The 15,789-nt window shown below is 55.2% G+C and carries 15 protein-coding genes; 3 read left to right on the forward strand and 12 right to left on the reverse strand.

The features are described 5' to 3' along the window. Nucleotides 1-14 precede the first annotated feature (14 nt). The 7 genes from OLTU_RS24055 to OLTU_RS24085 all read right to left on the reverse strand — a co-directional run bounded on the left by OLTU_RS24055 (nt 15) and on the right by OLTU_RS24085 (nt 7,191). On the reverse strand, nt 15-1,838 hold the full coding sequence (locus OLTU_RS24055) for an ABC transporter ATP-binding protein (RefSeq protein WP_141735296.1): 1,824 nt from the start codon (nt 1,836-1,838) through the stop codon (nt 15-17). A 73-nt stretch (nt 1,839-1,911) separates the two neighbouring features. Further along, the gene (locus OLTU_RS24060) at nt 1,912-2,952 is read right to left on the reverse strand and encodes an MBL fold metallo-hydrolase (RefSeq protein WP_176736914.1); all 1,041 of its coding nucleotides are present in this window, start codon (nt 2,950-2,952) and stop codon (nt 1,912-1,914) included. 115 nt (nt 2,953-3,067) lie between these two features. Beyond that, nucleotides 3,068-3,550 carry a SixA phosphatase family protein gene (locus tag OLTU_RS24065; protein WP_141735298.1) on the reverse strand — a complete coding sequence of 161 codons (483 nt, stop codon included), beginning with the start codon at nt 3,548-3,550 and terminating at the stop codon, nt 3,068-3,070. Next, nucleotides 3,550-4,782, reverse strand: coding sequence for a tetratricopeptide repeat protein (locus OLTU_RS24070; RefSeq protein ID WP_141735299.1), 1,233 nt, complete (start codon nt 4,780-4,782; stop codon nt 3,550-3,552). The genes OLTU_RS24065 and OLTU_RS24070 overlap by 1 nt, the downstream gene beginning before the upstream one ends. 180 nt (nt 4,783-4,962) lie before the next feature. Beyond that, on the reverse strand, nt 4,963-6,084 hold the full coding sequence (locus tag OLTU_RS24075) for a pyridoxal phosphate-dependent aminotransferase (RefSeq protein WP_141735300.1): 1,122 nt from the start codon (nt 6,082-6,084) through the stop codon (nt 4,963-4,965). Next, nucleotides 6,047-6,562 (reverse strand): tRNA (cytidine(34)-2'-O)-methyltransferase, encoded by a 516-nt coding sequence (locus tag OLTU_RS24080; RefSeq protein ID WP_141735301.1) that lies wholly within the window; start codon nt 6,560-6,562, stop codon nt 6,047-6,049. The genes OLTU_RS24075 and OLTU_RS24080 overlap by 38 nt, the downstream gene beginning before the upstream one ends. Next, nucleotides 6,559-7,191 (reverse strand): CPBP family intramembrane glutamic endopeptidase, encoded by a 633-nt coding sequence (locus tag OLTU_RS24085; RefSeq protein ID WP_141735302.1) that lies wholly within the window; start codon nt 7,189-7,191, stop codon nt 6,559-6,561. The genes OLTU_RS24080 and OLTU_RS24085 overlap by 4 nt, the downstream gene beginning before the upstream one ends. A gap of 138 nt (nt 7,192-7,329) precedes the next feature. On the opposite strand from OLTU_RS24085, the gene OLTU_RS24090 reads away from it, so the two are divergent. Further along, nucleotides 7,330-8,403: a hypothetical protein gene (locus tag OLTU_RS24090; RefSeq protein ID WP_141735303.1), complete on the forward strand. Its 1,074-nt coding sequence runs from the start codon at nt 7,330-7,332 to the stop codon at nt 8,401-8,403. On the opposite strand, the gene OLTU_RS24095 is transcribed toward OLTU_RS24090, so the two are convergent. From OLTU_RS24095 to OLTU_RS24115, 5 genes are all read right to left on the reverse strand, one after another. Further along, on the reverse strand, nt 8,390-9,151 hold the full coding sequence (locus OLTU_RS24095) for a phosphatase PAP2 family protein (protein WP_141735304.1): 762 nt from the start codon (nt 9,149-9,151) through the stop codon (nt 8,390-8,392). The two genes, OLTU_RS24090 and OLTU_RS24095, sit on opposite strands and share 14 nt — an antisense overlap. Nucleotides 9,152-9,173: 22 nt before the next feature. Continuing rightward, nucleotides 9,174-10,058, reverse strand: coding sequence for a universal stress protein (locus tag OLTU_RS24100; RefSeq protein ID WP_141735305.1), 885 nt, complete (start codon nt 10,056-10,058; stop codon nt 9,174-9,176). 100 nt (nt 10,059-10,158) lie between these two features. After that, a complete protein-coding gene (locus tag OLTU_RS24105) occupies nt 10,159-12,027 on the reverse strand; it encodes a tetratricopeptide repeat protein (protein WP_141735306.1) in 1,869 nt (622 codons plus the stop codon). 9 nt (nt 12,028-12,036) lie between these two features. Further along, nucleotides 12,037-13,344, reverse strand: a complete 1,308-nt coding sequence (locus OLTU_RS24110) for a hypothetical protein (RefSeq protein ID WP_218110232.1) — start codon at nt 13,342-13,344, stop codon at nt 12,037-12,039. Then, nucleotides 13,345-14,076, reverse strand: a complete 732-nt coding sequence (locus OLTU_RS24115) for a PP2C family protein-serine/threonine phosphatase (RefSeq protein WP_141735308.1) — start codon at nt 14,074-14,076, stop codon at nt 13,345-13,347. Between the two features lie 162 nt (nt 14,077-14,238). Here OLTU_RS24115 and OLTU_RS24120 point away from each other — a divergent pair, with 162 nt between their 5' ends. Both OLTU_RS24120 and ahpC read left to right on the forward strand, forming a co-directional pair. Beyond that, nucleotides 14,239-15,015: a TatD family hydrolase gene (locus OLTU_RS24120; protein WP_141735309.1), complete on the forward strand. Its 777-nt coding sequence runs from the start codon at nt 14,239-14,241 to the stop codon at nt 15,013-15,015. A 183-nt stretch (nt 15,016-15,198) separates the two neighbouring features. Further along, nucleotides 15,199-15,765 carry an alkyl hydroperoxide reductase subunit C gene (gene ahpC, locus OLTU_RS24125; protein ID WP_141735310.1) on the forward strand — a complete coding sequence of 189 codons (567 nt, stop codon included), beginning with the start codon at nt 15,199-15,201 and terminating at the stop codon, nt 15,763-15,765. The last annotated feature ends 24 nt before the right edge of the window (nt 15,766-15,789 follow it).

A 15,789-nucleotide genomic window follows, 5' to 3' on the forward strand; every position in this document is an offset into this window, starting at 1 on the left:
ACGCATCCTTAACTTCAGACATAACCACTGGCTTGCAGTGCGAAGAGTTTCGCATACCGACCCTGGGCCGCGATGAGTTGATCATGGCTGCCCTGTTCAATAATGCGCCCATCTTCAATCACGAGTATCGTATCAGCCATGCGAACCGTGGGGAAGCGGTGAGAAATCAGGATCGAGGTCCGATCCCGGGTCAAGGCCCGAAAGCTGTTGAAGACAGCAAATTCAGCTTCGGCATCCAAAGCCGCTGTCGGCTCATCCAGGACCAGGATATCCGCCTCTTCCCGCATGAAGGCTCGCGCCAATGCAATCTTCTGCCATTGTCCGCCCGATAATTCCACTCCTTCGTGAAACCATCGCCCCAAAGGTGTCTCCAAACCCTTGGGCAGACCCTGCAGCACGGCCGAGGCCCCACCGTGATCAATGGCCCGCAGAAGGCGCGTATGTTCCGACTCATGCTCCAGACTGCCCATGGCGACATTTTCAGCAAAGGTCATCTGATAGCGGTTGAAATCCTGAAATACCACCGCCATGCGTTTTAACAAAACGTCCTCATCCCAGTCCTCGAGATCACGGCCATCCAAAAGGATGCGCCCGCGGGTCGGTCGATAGAGCCTTGTGAGCAGTTTGATGAATGTGGTTTTTCCCGCTCCGTTATGTCCCACCAGGGCGAGGCTCTGTCCTTTCGGAATGAACAGGTTGATATCGCGCAGCGCCTCGTGGCTCTGACCAGGATATTGAAACGACACATTCTCAAAACGAAGACCTTCCTCATGACCTGGCGGCAGCGCCCGCGTTGGGGCCGGCGGCGCCACAGGGATCGCGAGAAAGGCGAAAAGATTCGACATATAAAGATTGTTCTCATACATGCCGCCGAGGGTGGCCAGGATCGATTGAAAGGACTGCTGCCCTTGACGAAACGCAGCCACATAAAGCGTGAGGTCACCGAGCGACAGCTGACGCAGGGCCGCGGCCAGAGCAATCCAGGCATAACAGAGGTAAAAGGCCACGGTGCCGAGCAAGGACAGAAGATAACCCCAGCCCGCGCGCCTGAGACTCAGCTGCTGATCCTCGCGATTCATCGCTTCGGCAATCTGGCGATACCGGCCGAGAAGGGTGGCCCCCAGTTTGAAGAGCTTGACTTCCTTCACATGCGAATCATTGGACAGGACATATTCCAGATAGTTCAGCTTGCGCAGCTCGGCCGAGCGACGATTGCGCATCCAGAAGGTTGTGGTGGAAAAATAAAGCTCCGCCAGCGCCGCCGGCATGGCCGCCAGAAAAAGTCCCAGCACGGCCCAGACGTTGAGATTCATCAGCAGAATGAGATAGCCACTGAGCGTCAGACTGTGTTGAATCAGAACAAAACTGTCGCCGATCACGGCCAGAGGCCGTGACGACGCCTCCCGCCGCGCGCGCACGAGCTGATCATAGAACTCCGGATTTTCAAAATCCTTGAGTTCCAGGGCCAGCGCTTTTTCCAGAATTCTGACATTGATGTCGATGCCGAGCCGACCCCCGATCAACTGGCGGCTGAGACTGAGGCCGCGTTGACTTAAAGCCTGAAAGGCAATCAACCCCAGTTCCACAGCCACCCACTGCAGGGTCAGCGCCTGATCCCCCGCAACGACGGCGTCGATGATCAATTTGCCCAGCCAGGCGATAAGGAGCGGCAGAAACGCATTGATCAGGGTCAGTCCACCCAGCGCCAGAAATAAATGCGGTGCGGATTCCCAGGCCAGACGAAAGGTCGCAGGCGTAAAGGTGAAACTCTGCTTTATGCGCGTCCAGCTTAAAGGATTCTGGGAAGCCTTCGGTTTTTCCGCAAGATAGGGCTGCATCGTATTCCTCCTGGGGAGAATACGATGACAGAAATTACGACCATGGGGCAAGGGTCAAAGAGATCAGATGCTGTCAGTTGGGTGAGATGATGAATTCGTCCAGAACCTTGCGCATCGGGTTCGCACCGATATTTTTCAACTCCGTGTCCAGGAGTATCAGGGCATCCTTCTTCAGCTCCAGAGGATGCTCATCCGGCTGGAAGGTGGCGCCGAACGCAAAATCCTGACCGGGGGTCTTGGATATTTCCACATGCGCACCCAAAACGTGCGTGATGGTTTTGCTTTCGGCATACGTCCGCAGCCTCGCCATACTGGTTCGATAGGTGGCCCAGTCCTGAACATAGAGGCGACCGGGATAAAGCGAGTCGCCGGTGAAAATGATTCCGGTCTGCGCGTCATGGAAGGCCAGACTTGTCCCTTCATGGCCAGGAATCGGAATGACCTTCAAAATGCGGCCGCCCAGGTCATAGTCCGCCATCGTCTCAGGAAAGTTGGTGATACCAAAGAAAGTCGACACCGCGGCCTGGCCTGTTCCGACCACAGTCGTCCCGGCCTGCCCCCTGAATTGCCCATCTCCTGCCACATGATCGCCATGCGCATGCGTATGCGCCACGATCAGAGTGATCTGTGCGCGCTGCGCGGCTCCGTAATGCTCAACCAAGAGATTTTCCACGGTGGTCCGCAAAGGAAGGTTCTGGGTGGCTCCCGTATCGAGGAGCAGGGCCTTCTGCGCCCCAAAAATCAAATACATGAACGGAGCTTCAAAGTTCGTGCATTTGTTCTGCCGCAGAATGGTTAAATTCTTGTTATAGGCATGCACCTGAATCGGAGCATTATTATCCTGGCCACAGTTGGCAGCGCCGGCGAACCATTGCACATTCAGGCTGCCCGCTTCAACCGTCGGGGTCGGGGCTGGGGTATTCGTGGCCGCAGGCGTATCGGGTGTCTGCACCACTTCGTCCGGCTTGTCCTTTGGGTTTGCGTCATCCGAAGTATCCTGGGTCTCTTCGGTGATGGGCGTTGTTCCCGTGCGTTCCTGGCTTCGCGGAGCAGGTGTTGTCGGTGTGCAGCTGATAACAAAAAAACCCAATACAAACAACGATCTGGATATCATCTGGAAGCCCTTTCCGCAACAGTGTGAGCGCCTTATCGGCAGAAGTCTTCCAGAACGTAAGGATAAATTTTGCTGTCGAAAGTTTTGACAGAAATCAGCCCAGGACGAGCTGAATTCAGGGAACAATGCCCTTGAGTTTCCAACGCCCGATTTCGCCGAGCGCGGTGATCCAGTCATCCGCCGGATGCTCGAGGAGAGCCGCCTGCGCCGTTCCAAGGCTGAGAGGCGTGCCGCAGAGCGCGGTCGCCGCTTCTGACCAGCCGGGGTTGTGGCCGATCATGAGGATCGTTTCGAGGGCATCATCTTCATCGCCGCAGGCCTGAATTACATAATGATCATCCGCGAGATAAAGATCGGATTGAATTTTCGTCGCCACGCCCACCAGCCCGGCACTGCGCACGACCGCATGCAGGGTGGCCACGGCGCGTTCGGCATCGCTACAAAGGATCATTTCCGGACTGAAACCCAGCGCCCGAATTTCCTGACCACAACGCAGCGCCGCGGCCTGACCGGCGGGTGTCAGCTTCCTTTTCCGGTCGTCATTTCCCGCCAGAGCATTCTCCGCTTCGCCATGTCTCATTAGAATCAGTCGGCGCATCAGCTGGCAGCCTTATCCTGAGCTCGGGCTTCGATCTCCTGCAGCTTGCGTTTGGCCGCTTCAAAGTCCGGATGTTTTTCAATACAGCGTTTTATCAATTTGATCGCTTCTTCATGTTGTCCCTTGGCCGACAGCATGACACTCTTGTTATAGAGAGCGGCTTTGTTGTTCGGGTCAAGTTTGATCACGGCGTTGTAAGTCTTCTGCGCCTCATCAAATTGATCGGATTCCTTATAACAAATTCCCAGCTGATTGAGGAAGGTTATATTTTCCGGCTCCACCGAAAGGGCGGATTTGATATGACGAATTGCCTTCTTATAGTCCTTCAGAGAATAAAAGGCCTGGCTCAAATAGTTATGCAAACTGGGGAACGACAGGCTCTTATCCAGCGCCATGGTCAGGAGGGTGGCCGCCTCCTGGTAGCGCTGCATCTTGAAGAGCAATTCCGCCGCTTCTTCATAGCGCAGAGGATTCAGAGGTGAGAGTTGAATGGCTTGCGTGAACTGGTCAATGGCCTCTTCAATCTTGTTTTGCTTCGCAAAAATTCGTCCGCGTTCCACATAAGCCAGAACATAATACTTGTTTCTCTTCTCCGCCTCTTCCAGATACTGCAGGGCTTTTTCAAAGTCCTTTTTCTCGGAGGCGATACGGGCCAGACCGACCACAGGCCTTGCAGCAGTTTTGGCTGATTGAGCGAGACGCGAAAAAATGTGTTCGGACTTGTCCAGGTTCCCCGACCGCAGCTCGGCCTTGGCCAGCTCATAGACCTGTTCGGGGTTGTTCGGATTATGGAATTTCTTATAGGCGTTCCGCACCTTGGGCACAAGGTCCTTGAAGGTGAAGGGCTTGACCAGGATCTCATCCACCCCATTTTCGGTGGCGAGCATGATATCTTCCTTGTCAGGGTTCCCCATCGCGATGGTAAAGGAACCACGGGAATAGGCCGGGTTTTCCTTGATCTCGGTCAGGAAATCATAGCCCCCGAGGATCGGCATTTCCTTGTCACAGATCGTGACCGGAAACGTCAGGTCCGGGTTATCCTTCATGAAGTGCAAGGCTTCATGGCCATTGGCAAACTGTTTCACGGTGCTGAAACCGAGTTTGTTGAGATGGTGAGCGACAATCAGGCGAAGATCCTGTTGATCCTCAATCAGCATGATAGGATCTTCATGATCCAGTTGGCTGCCAACCTTGATACCATATTCTTCTGCCAGACTTTTTTTATCGCTCATACGCGACTCCCACTTCTTCCACTTCTGCTTACGAGGTCACCATCGGCACCCTCAGGGTAAAGTTAACGCGTTTTTGGAAGAGCGCGGCAAAGCTGTTTTAAAGGAAGGAAAGTCAGGACCTTGAAGGAAGGCTGGCCGGACACTCTTACGGAAAAGTCATACGTGCGCCCGGCCTAACAATTAAAGACTACGCATGGCCTTCAGGAAAGCATCATTATCCTGAGCTGTGCCGATGCTTACGCGCAAGCAGCCTTTAAGACCAGGACCGCCCGACACATTCCGCAGAAGAATACCCTGCGCGATCAGACCCTTATAAACCCGATCCGTATCCGCCTGATCCGGCCAGCGCATCAGAAGGAAATTGGCCTTGGAATCGAAGACCTGCATGCCGTGGCAGGGAATATCGCGCAAAGCCTGGTGGACGCGTTCACGTTCGCTGCGGGCGTTTTCAATATTGCGAGCCACAAAGGTTTTCATGTCCGGATCGGTCAGCATCACGCGTGCCGCTTCCATCGTAAAGTGATTCAAAAGATAAGGCAGACGCAGCTTGGTCAAAACGCTGATCAGCTCCGGTGAGCCGATCGCATAACCCAGACGCACACCGGCGGCGCCCATGGTTTTCGAGAGCGTGCGCAGAATCAAAAGATTCGAGAACTCCCCCAAAAGATCGGTATAGGGATCGTCATCGAATTCATAATAGGCTTCGTCGGCCAGGAACAGGACCCGCGGGAATTCCTTCAGGAGCGCCCGGAATTCGGCTTTCGGCAGACTCGTGCCGGTCGGATTATTGGGAGAGGCGAAGACCACGAGCGAGCCATCCGGCAGCGCGGGCAGTCGCTCGCGGCGGTAGCCAAAATTTTCATCGAGGTCCCAGGTTTCATAGGGAATGCCCGCGTATTGGCAATGCGATTCGAAGAGCGCAAACGAAGGACGCGCGATCACGACCTTGCCGGGCAGACGCCGGCCGAGGGCATCGAGCACCAGGGCAATCAAATGATTCGAGCCTGGCGATGTGATCAGACATTCCGGCCGCACGCCGACGTATTCGGCAAGAGTTTCCGTCAGGGAATTCGCCATCGCTTCGGGATAGCGATTCCATTCCTTGGACTTCAAACTCGCGAGAATTTTATCCTTCAGCTGCAGGGGCCAGTCCCAGGGGCTTTCATTCTGATCCAGTTTGATGGTGATGCCCTGCGGAGCATCAATTTTATACGGTTTGGCGGCCAGAAGGCTCGGTTGAAAATAGGCACCAAGCCAGTTCATGTCAGGGCTTTTGGGTTGCAGCACTTTCTGGGATACCATGACTCACCTTTTCTGAAGCAAAGAGGCCGCGGCGCTGCATCAGGTCGTAAACCACGATTGAGCATGCATTGGCCAGATTCAAACTGCGCACATGAGGATGAAATAGGGGAATGCGATACAGCTGATCCTTGAAACGCTCATGGAATTCCGGCGGAAAACCCGAGGTTTCCCGGCCAAACACCAGAACTTCCGTATCAACCGGCATGTCCGTGTAAAGTTGGGTGGCGAATTTCGAAAAGAACGCGATCCGACCGGAATAAGTGGCCACGAGCGGCTCGATGCTGTCATGGATTTCGAGATCCAAAAAGGGCCAGTAATCGAGTCCCGGACGGCGCAGATTCTTGTCGCTGGTGCCAAAGCCAAAGGGCTTGATCAGATGCAGACGGCACGATGTGGCCGCCGCCAGTCGGCCGATGCTGCCGGTGTTTTGCGGGATTTCAGGTTGAAAAAGACAGATCTGCGGATGTCCTGGCTTCATGCTTTATTGGCTTTTTGTTTGCTATGGGTGGCCAAAAAGCGGCGATACTGAACACGGAGGGTCAGCATGGAAATCGCGTTCACCAGAAAATGACAAAGGAGCGGCGGCCAGAGATTGCCGGTCGCTTCAAACAGCCAGCCGAGCATCAGGCCGCTGATAATCGCCCAAAGTGTCCAGATCGAAATCAGGCCCTGCGGCCCCAGATGCAAGAGGCCAAAGAGCAGAGCCGTGCCCACGAGTCCCAACACCGGCTGAACCGCCGCGCGGAACAAAAGCTCCTCGCCGATCGCGGAAATAAAAGCCAGATAAAGGGCCACAGGAACGGTGGCGCTGCCGATCATTTGCATCAGGACGTGACGAAAGATTTTAAATGAGGGAAACTGCTCTTCGAACAGATAATTCGCGATCAAAAGGACAGCCGCCCCCAGCATACCGAGACCCAAAAGAGTCGCCAGTGCGGGCATTTCCGCCGGCAGCGTGAGAATATTTTTCAGTGAATGATGACGGTAAAGACTCACCATGGCACCCACGCCGGCCATCCCCACATAGAACACCGAGGAGGATAGTACGAAGTTTCCCATCTGTTCGATGTTACTGGACTCGTTGCCAGCGTCATTTTGATCTTGCATAAAGTGCCTTTATGACCTTGAGTGCGGCTATCTGCAGGCTGCCCCCTGGTTTAATCAAAGTCCCCGGCATTTTTCCAACGAAAAATGCCGTAAGGCCGGGTAATATCCGGCGTCCAACAATGTCTGGAGGTCAACCTCATGCGTTCAGCCCCTTTGACCCGAATTCTCACAACGATTTGGCTGCTTTCCACGGCCGAGCTTCAGGCTGTGGTGAAACCTTTGCCTTTGGCTGATGCCGCAGCTGAAGTGATCACCTGGATCGAAAGCGTCGATCCTTCCACCCAGTCGCAAAAGGAGGCCTGGGACCGCATCCGCAAGGCCATCACAACCGCCGGTCGCGAGGCTGAGTCGGAAGCCGGCCTGAAACTCAGCGTAACGCGCATTCTGCAGCATTGGAATGGCAAAAGCTTCCGCATCCTCGATGAAGCGGATCCTCAGACCTGGGCTCTGCAGTCCAGCGATCAACCCTTTCCCGACAGCGGCGCCTGGTTTCAAGCCCGCGGCAACAAATGGACGGTACAGTATGTCGGCCGTCATGGTCAAAAGGTCTTTCGGCGAGGCGATGCGGTGAAAACGTCCGGTTTCCATCCCATTCACAGCGCCCAAAAAACCCAGACCCTTCCCCTCGAAGTTCAGAACAACCCCATGAGCCCCACGCGCCAGATTAAGGTCACGCCACGGCCTCAACGCTTTGCGGACTATGTGCTGGCGGAAACTCAGGCCGCAGGAATCGTGATGACCCAGGACAAATATCGCATCTGCATGCAGAAGGCCTGGTTCTGGTTGAATGACGCGGTGAATGCCCATCTTCTGTCACGGATCAGCTTTCAAACGGAAAATTGTGCCGCCCAGCTCATCGATTTGCGCGATGGCTTTGGTCTGGATCCGGCTGGTCCCTTGAAAATTTCGAAAAAGATTCCCACCGTGGTGCTCATCAACCAGCAGACCCGGGAAGGAGCGGCCCGCTTTGCCCTGCGATTGAAAAAGGAAATGAATGCCCACGTGATCGGTGAAGCCAGCGGTCAGACCGTGCTGCCTGAAAAGCAGCAGGCCCTGAAATCCCTGCCCTGGACGGTCATCGCCTATGCCGGAACCGGCGCACCGGTGGAACCTGATGCGAGGGTGAAGGATTCCCTGCTTTATGCCGAGGGCCTGGATCACCTTTACGAGGAAGGTTTGCGCTGGATTCGCAGCGAGCTCAAGATTCGTTGACGTAAGGGGAAGCGGCCCGAGCCGGTTGATCTGCAGCCGGCTCCCGCATCCGCAAGGCATTGAGCCGGGCGATCACAGTAAACAGTGCCGCCCAGCACAATCCTGCACACCAGCCTGCCAGCACATCGCTGGGATAATGCACACCGAGATAAATGCGACTCAACCCCACCACGCCGGATAAAAACATGGCGACCAGCAGGAAATAACTCTTCAGACGTTTGCGTGTCACAAGTTCGGTGAGCAGGGCTCCAAGGGTCAGATAGACGACCGCCGACAGCATGGAGTGGCCGCTGGGGAAACTATAGGTCATGACATGCGCGCCATGCGTGACGATATCGGGACGGGGCCGGGAAAAAAAGATTTTCAGAGAGTGGCTTACGATCACCCCGCTCAGGGTTGCGCCCAGCACGAAAAGCGAGGCTTTGTAGCGGCGAATCAGAATCAAAAAGATCAGAACGAAGCTGACATAAAAAGTCAGTACCACATAACTGCCAAGCGCGGAGACATCACGGACAGCGCTCTCGATCCATAGCGGGCCGATCGGATCACTCAGGTCATGCGGCTCACGCAGACTGATGACGATCCTTTCGTCCAGGGTCTGCGTATCCCCTTCCGTCACATCATCAGCGATCTCCATAAAGGCGAAGAATGACGCGGCGGAAAGGAGAGCGGCCAGAAGCAGCCGGGTGTCCCGTTCACGCAGCCAGCTCAGGAGACGTCGAACAAAGTTCAACCAGAGATTCAGCATGTCCCTCTCCCATCAGGCCTTGTCAAGGCCGCACCACCAACACCGAGTGACGGGTATGCAGCACCTGATGCGCCGTGACGCTGCCGAGACTCAGACCTTCCAGCATGCCATGACCCTGGGCCCCAAGAATAATCAGACCAGCCTCCTGATGGCGCAGACTGCTGTCGATCGCTTCATGAATGGGCTCGCCGCGCACCTCGGTCACGGCATGAAAACCCGCCTGCTTCAGACGCTGCACCACGACCTCGTTTTCCTCGTGGAGCTTGTCCTCGATCCAGCGGCTCACATCCACCCCCAGCTGGCTGACAAAGGGCGCCAGGGCTGACGTCAAATTATGCGGATAGGCCGTGAGGACGGCGATATGCTCAAGCCCTTCAGGACGCATGCTGATCAAACGCTCCAGGGCCTTTTGCGCAAACGGGGAATGATCGGTGGCAAAAACCGCCCGCTTCAGAGTCTGGGGATCGCTCAGAGGTTTATAGACGAAAAAACTGGTCGGACATTGAAAGATCATTTTGCGACCGACCGAGCCGAAAAAGAAGTGCCCCAATGTTTCCTGCGCTTTCAGGCTGACCACCACCAGATCCGCTTGGGATTCCCGGGCTTCCGCCATCAGCTCATTGACGACATGACCTTCGCGCAAACGGGCTTCGCTCGTGATGCCATGCTGCTGAAGTTCCTTCTCAAAACTGTTCAGAAGCTCCCGCGCCTTGGCCTCTTCATTCTTCATATATTGAGCGTAGTATTCCGTCTCGGTGACTGTCAGCAGATATTTGCCAAGCGTGCTGCCCACGTGTTCCATCACATGAGTCGGGCGCACTTCAAGATCCTTGAAACCAAGCTGCAGGAGCGCCTGCAGGGCTTCATGAGCAGACGGTAAACGATGAACTCCCAGAACTGCACGCATAATAACCCCCTCGCTTGTCCCTCCTTAAGCTATACCTGATAGCGTTCGGGATCAAGCCGGGGGCTGTCTCTGGTAATTTCACCCAAGCTGTGACGGCAGCTTAAAACGTCTTCGCCAGCTCCAGATAGAAATCCGCATCCACCGTATAATTCGGGTTGCTGCGGCGGAACTCGCGGTCGCTCGAGGAGGATGAAGTGAAGTTATTGGTCGTGATTGTATAGCTGCCGCTCAGGCGAATCCACTCGGCAAAGGAAATGACAGCACCGGCCTGGTAGATGAACTGTTCCACATCGGTGACATACTCCTGAAACGGCACATCGGCCTCAGCGTTCACTTCCGTATAGTGATAATCCGTCAGCAGGTTATAGGCCGCCGAGGCGGTGATGCTGGCGCTGTCCCCCAGGGGTATATTCAAACTGGCCAGCGATTTGCCGGCCCCATAGGCCACCGACTCCACCGTGTCCGTGCTGCGCAAGCGGTTCAAGCGTGCACCACTCAAAGGCTCGCGCTTCAAGGCTTCCAGTCGCAGCTGCAGCGTGGTGTCGCTAAAGATGTTCAAAAGAAGTCCGGCCGAGGCCCCCAGCTCACTCACAAAGCCCACCCGATACCGCAGCTCCGGATCCGCGAGGATGAGGCGGAACCGATTGGCACTCAGAAATCGGGCGTGATCCGTTTGCCAGCCATAACCCTGCAGGTTCACCCTGAGATCCCCAAATTGCTGTTCGACATCAGCCCGCGCGGCCAGATCAAGAGCCTCCTTCTTCTGCTGTTCATCGAAGGGTTGCAGCGCAGTCAACTCAAATCCAAGTTCGGTGGCGGCGCTTTCATACCGCAGGGCCACCTGTTCCGAGGCCTGTCCCCAGGCCTGCTTTGCATCATAGTCCGGAAAGTAGGAACGCACCCCGGCTGCCAGTTCAAGGCGCAGGCTCGGATTGAGATACACGCCGAGGTTGGGCTGCAGACTGAGAAAACCACTGCTTTCATTCTGACTGGAACTGGCCTGTGAGGTGAAAAGACCCGAGGTCTGCTCCAGGGTAAAATACTGAACCTGGTCCAGCTGGGCACTGTAGCCGATATCACCAAGCAGATACGCAAAGCCACCCAGAAGGCCCCCGCTTTTGCGCCCATCTCCATAATTCACAAGGCCGCTGATGCCCTCGCGATGGGCAAAGAGATTGACGTTGTCATTATTGAGACCATGATTATCCGAAAGTTGATTTTGCTGCGCGAGCATCACCGCCGGCCGCACACTATGCCGCCAGCCTTTTGGATCCTCCTGCTCCACCTGCAGGGCATTGGCCAAAGGCGCCATCAGTTCCTCGTCCGTGCCACTGTCCTTCGGAGGCATCGGCGTGGTCACAGGCAGCTGCGGCGCAGCCAGGTCCTGACCGCTGCGATTCGTGCCACCGATGATGGATTCCAGCAGTTTATCCTGCTGCTTTTTGATATCCGCCAGGTAACGGCGCCGGTTGACCCGCAGCGCGACGGTAAGATCCTCGGGATTGACCTTTTGAAAGTACTTGCGAGCCCTCTGCCACTGACCGGCCTTGTAGGCAATCACACCAAGGTAATAGGTGGCAAAGGGCCGAAAGGGGGCCTTGTTTTTCAGGATATAGCGAAACCCGAGCGCGGCCTTTTTATCCTCGTCGAATTCGAGATAGGTCGATCCCCAGGCAAAGGCATTCTCGGGCGTGAGGAGTGCGGGATCACCCTTTTCAAAAAGATAATAGGCTTTTTTCAGCTTATGGTTTTGATAATAGATCGTCCCGAGCAGCATCGCCGCTTCCTTGTTGCGCGGATCCTTGAGGAGGATCGCTTTCAAGGCGCGCACCGATTCACGGATGCGATTGGCTCGATAATCATTCAACGCGGCTTCATAGGCGGATACAGTCTGAGCCAGGGCAGACCCCAGACCCGCTGTCAGCACGAGGGACATCCACACGAGCAGCTGAACCAGCGTTCGTCTCATCCCGTCATCCTAATGATGGAAATTTATGGCAGGATATTTCGGCTGAACGGTGTCCCGCGCTCCTTCCACATCGCCCTTCTGCTGCACGATTTCCTGATAGAATTTCAGTTCAGGTTCACGCGGCAGATAGTAAGGAGGCGCCCGATTGCCAAACTCGCTGACCATTTTTTCAAAGCTGCTGAGGGCATCCCCATCCAGACTCTTGCGTCCTTCCAAAGTCAGTTCAATCTTGCGATGCAGGGTGCTCACTTCAAAGACGTCCCGCCAGCCCTGTTTGGGGTTCACCGAACCCTGACAGTTCTTTAAGGCATCCACCTCACGCGCATCTTCAATACAGCTCAGGGCCCAAAGGGTTCCCGACATTTCAAATTCCTCATCCGGCACCTGCGCGTTCACCACACCCAGCTGCCAGCGCATGCGTGAGATAAAGACTTTGGCCTCCCAGGAGTCCTTATCCCCGGTCAGGCGCTGCATGGCCTTGACGGCCATACGCAGACAACCTTCCGCATAAGTGCCCGGATGGATCCAGCCCGGAGACGGTGAGCGGCTGCGGATCCAGTGCGGATCCATGGCCAAAAGATGGGACCACTCGTCCCGGGGAAATTCGCGGCCATCCAGAAAGCGCGCCCAGTCGCCCTTGCTTTTGGTCCAGCGCTGTTCCCAGGCTCCCATCGAACAATCCTGGGGCAAAAAGCCATCGGTGTGGCCGCGCAATTTCCGGAAGGACAGACCTTCCCAACGCCCATCCTTTTCAAAGGCGACGGCCCGAACATAAGGCAGCCAGAGGGCACTGGTTCTCCTCTTCCGCAAGGCGGCATTGATGCTCTCGCGATTGCGATCCATGAAGGCTTCGAAGCGGGCGTTATAGCGATCGCCATACTGGACCCTGGCCTCATAAAGCTGGCGATCCTTGAGCATGCCGATCAGGTTACCCAGTTCCCCATCCTTATGCAGAGAGAAGCCCACCGCGGCGAGCACGGCAATCAACAGAATGACCAGAATCCACAGCACCGACGGGCTGCTTTTGCGCGAGCGGGACGGTGTTTTCACCTTCACCGGCAGCGCGGAACTTCCCATGGCGGAATGCGTGCTCACACCCCAGCCGGAGAGCATCTCCCGCTGCACGAGCTGCACGAGTTCGGGATAGTGTTTGCGGATGCTTTCAAAATCATCGAACGCCACCCACTGCCGCAAACTGCCCGCAATCTCATCCTGGAGACCAAACTCCATGCGACCATACGCTTCCTTCACCTGCTTGAGCGAATAAGGCCCCAGGAAGCGTTCCATGTCGACTCGAATGAGATACAGCTTGTCCACTTAACCCCGCATGATCGAAGAAATCACAACCGTAACATTATCCTGGCCACCGGCTTCATTGGCCTCCTGTATCAGCCTCTGCGGCAGCTCATAAAGCTTGTTTTCATATTCCTTGATGATGCGCAGAATCCGGCGATCGTTGACCATACCCGTCAGTCCATCGGAACAGGTCAGAAGAATTTCGCCAGGCTGCAGTTTGAGTTCATAGATATCCACTTCACACTGCGTGGACAGACCCAGCGCCCGGACCAGCGCACCCGGCTTAGGATTCACGGCCAGGGAGCCATCCGGCAGCCAGCCCCGCTCCACATAATTTTCAATGTTATGATCGAGCGTCAGCTGCCAGAGATGCTGTTTGAAATAGAGATAGGTGCGTGAGTCACCCATATGACAGATGAAGGCTTTTTCACCGACGAAAAGGATGGCATTCAGGGTGGTCGCCATTCCTTCAAGGCCCGGGCTCGCCTGACCCTTCGCGATGATGTCCTTGTTCACCTGATCGATGCTCTTGATCAGAAAAGGTTCCACTTCCTCATGCCGGAGACTGTCACAGTTCAAATAAGCTTCCTTGATACCGTTGACTGCTGTCGCCGACGCAACCTCACCGCCTTTTCTGCCTCCAATGCCATCGGCCACGATCAATAGCCCCAATTCTGCATTGAAGAAGAGACTGTCCTGATTGTTTTTGCGGACCCGACCCATGTCGGTCGCGCCATGCATTTCGATACGCAAAGGCTACTCCTGTGCTGTCTCGTTTCGTTATCGGCCCATCCGCTCAAAACCTAAGGATTCCAGCTGCCTGGATTGGCTGGATTGGGAAAAAACGCCGAATTTTCTGGTACTTTTCCGGGAAATTGATCAATATGACCAAAGCAGGTTCGGAGGAGGTTCCTTATGCTGCCTTGGATGGATGCGCATTGTCATTTGACCAAACGGTTTCATCCCGATCCCTTGCCGGGGGTTCTTCAGTCCCTCCACGAGGCCGGCTGTCAGGGCTTTGTTCTGGGCGGCGTCGACCCTTTGGACTGGCAGGAGCAATTGGATATTCCTCCCTCACCCGTGCGTATGATACGCGGCTTTGGACTGCATCCCTGGACCGTGCAGGAACGCGATGACGCGCAGCTGGAACAGGACTTCGCCACTCTTGAACGCATGCTGCCTCAGGCCGGAGCGCTGGGAGAACTCGGCCTGGATTTTTTTCGGGTCAAGCCGGAACCGGAGCGACAGAAACAAAGCCATTGGTTTGAACGGCAGCTGGAGCTGGCGGCCGTCCGGAAGAAACCCTGCATTCTGCATATCGTGCGCGCGCATCATGAAGCGCTGCGGATCATGAAAGCCTTCAACGGTCGGGTCACCGGCCTTGTGCATAGTTTCTGGGGCAATCATCAGACCGCCCAGTCCTGGCTGGATCTCGGCTTTTACCTGTCGCTGCCGCCGCGCATCGTGAAACATGATAATCATGCCCTGCTGCACTATGTGCCAGCGGATCGCGTGCTTTATGAATCCGACAGCCCTGAAGTCTTTGATGATGGTGCCGCCTCGGATCCGCGCCTCGTCCTGGATATCATGAAGCATGTGGCCTGGTCGCAATGTATACCTGTCGACAAAGTCCTGGAGCAGCAAAATTCCAACCTGATCGCCCTCTTTCCTGAACTCAATGGCACCCACTAAATAATGTAACCATTCCATTTAATGCAGTTTTTTGTGCAGTTCACGTTATAGATAAAATCTATGTTGTTATAAAAACATTAGATTTTACTTATCAGCGAGCTGACCCGATACTCTCCTATGTCAGCGGTGATGAGGGTACAGATGACCCCCTCGCGGACTCTTAAAACCATTAAGGAGAAATCCATGATTACGTTGATCAACTCGAAAGTTCCTGAGTTCAAAGTCCAGGCTTATCATCAGGACAAATTTGTCACCGTTTCCCAGAACGACCTGAAAGGCAAATGGTCGATCTTCTTCTTCTACCCTGCGGACTTCACCTTTGTGTGTCCGACAGAGTTGGGTGACATGGCCGACAAATATGCGAAGTTCAAGGAACTCGGCGTGGAAGTTTACTCGGTGAGCACCGACACGCACTTCACGCACAAAGCCTGGCATGACACCTCGGATACCATCAAGAAGATCCAATTTCCCATGCTGGCTGACCCCACGGGCCAATTGGCTCGCGCCTTTGGTGTCTACATCGAAGAGGAAGGACTCGCCTATCGCGGGACATTCCTTGTGAACCCGGAAGGTCAAATCAAGCTGGCGGAAGTGAACGATAACGGCATCGGCCGTAACGCGGACGAACTCTACCGCAAGGTTCAGGCGGCCCAGTACGTCGCCACCCACGACGGTGAAGTCTGTCCAGCCAAGTGGACTCCAGGTGAAAAAACACTGAAGCCTGGCCTCAACCTGGTCGGCAAAATCTAAGCCGCCGCACCTGCGGCCGCACGC

Source organism: Oligoflexus tunisiensis, assembly GCF_001748245.1.
Classification (GTDB): domain Bacteria; phylum Bdellovibrionota_B; class Oligoflexia; order Oligoflexales; family Oligoflexaceae; genus Oligoflexus; species Oligoflexus tunisiensis.

Excerpts from the sequence above, each read along its gene's own strand:
- OLTU_RS24055 (WP_141735296.1), bottom strand. The coding sequence starts at position 1,838 with ATGCAGCCCTATCTTGCGGAAAAACCGAAGGCTTCCCAGAATCCTTTA.
- OLTU_RS24060 (WP_176736914.1), bottom strand. The coding sequence starts at position 2,952 with ATGATATCCAGATCGTTGTTTGTATTGGGTTTTTTTGTTATCAGCTGC.
- OLTU_RS24065 (WP_141735298.1), bottom strand. The coding sequence starts at position 3,550 with ATGCGCCGACTGATTCTAATGAGACATGGCGAAGCGGAGAATGCTCTG.
- OLTU_RS24070 (WP_141735299.1), bottom strand. The coding sequence starts at position 4,782 with ATGAGCGATAAAAAAAGTCTGGCAGAAGAATATGGTATCAAGGTTGGC.
- OLTU_RS24075 (WP_141735300.1), bottom strand. The coding sequence starts at position 6,084 with ATGGTATCCCAGAAAGTGCTGCAACCCAAAAGCCCTGACATGAACTGG.
- OLTU_RS24080 (WP_141735301.1), bottom strand. The coding sequence starts at position 6,562 with ATGAAGCCAGGACATCCGCAGATCTGTCTTTTTCAACCTGAAATCCCG.
- OLTU_RS24085 (WP_141735302.1), bottom strand. The coding sequence starts at position 7,191 with ATGCAAGATCAAAATGACGCTGGCAACGAGTCCAGTAACATCGAACAG.
- OLTU_RS24090 (WP_141735303.1), top strand. The coding sequence starts at position 7,330 with ATGCGTTCAGCCCCTTTGACCCGAATTCTCACAACGATTTGGCTGCTT.
- OLTU_RS24095 (WP_141735304.1), bottom strand. The coding sequence starts at position 9,151 with ATGCTGAATCTCTGGTTGAACTTTGTTCGACGTCTCCTGAGCTGGCTG.
- OLTU_RS24100 (WP_141735305.1), bottom strand. The coding sequence starts at position 10,058 with ATGCGTGCAGTTCTGGGAGTTCATCGTTTACCGTCTGCTCATGAAGCC.
- OLTU_RS24105 (WP_141735306.1), bottom strand. The coding sequence starts at position 12,027 with ATGAGACGAACGCTGGTTCAGCTGCTCGTGTGGATGTCCCTCGTGCTG.
- OLTU_RS24120 (WP_141735309.1), top strand. The coding sequence starts at position 14,239 with ATGCTGCCTTGGATGGATGCGCATTGTCATTTGACCAAACGGTTTCAT.
- ahpC (WP_141735310.1), top strand. The coding sequence starts at position 15,199 with ATGATTACGTTGATCAACTCGAAAGTTCCTGAGTTCAAAGTCCAGGCT.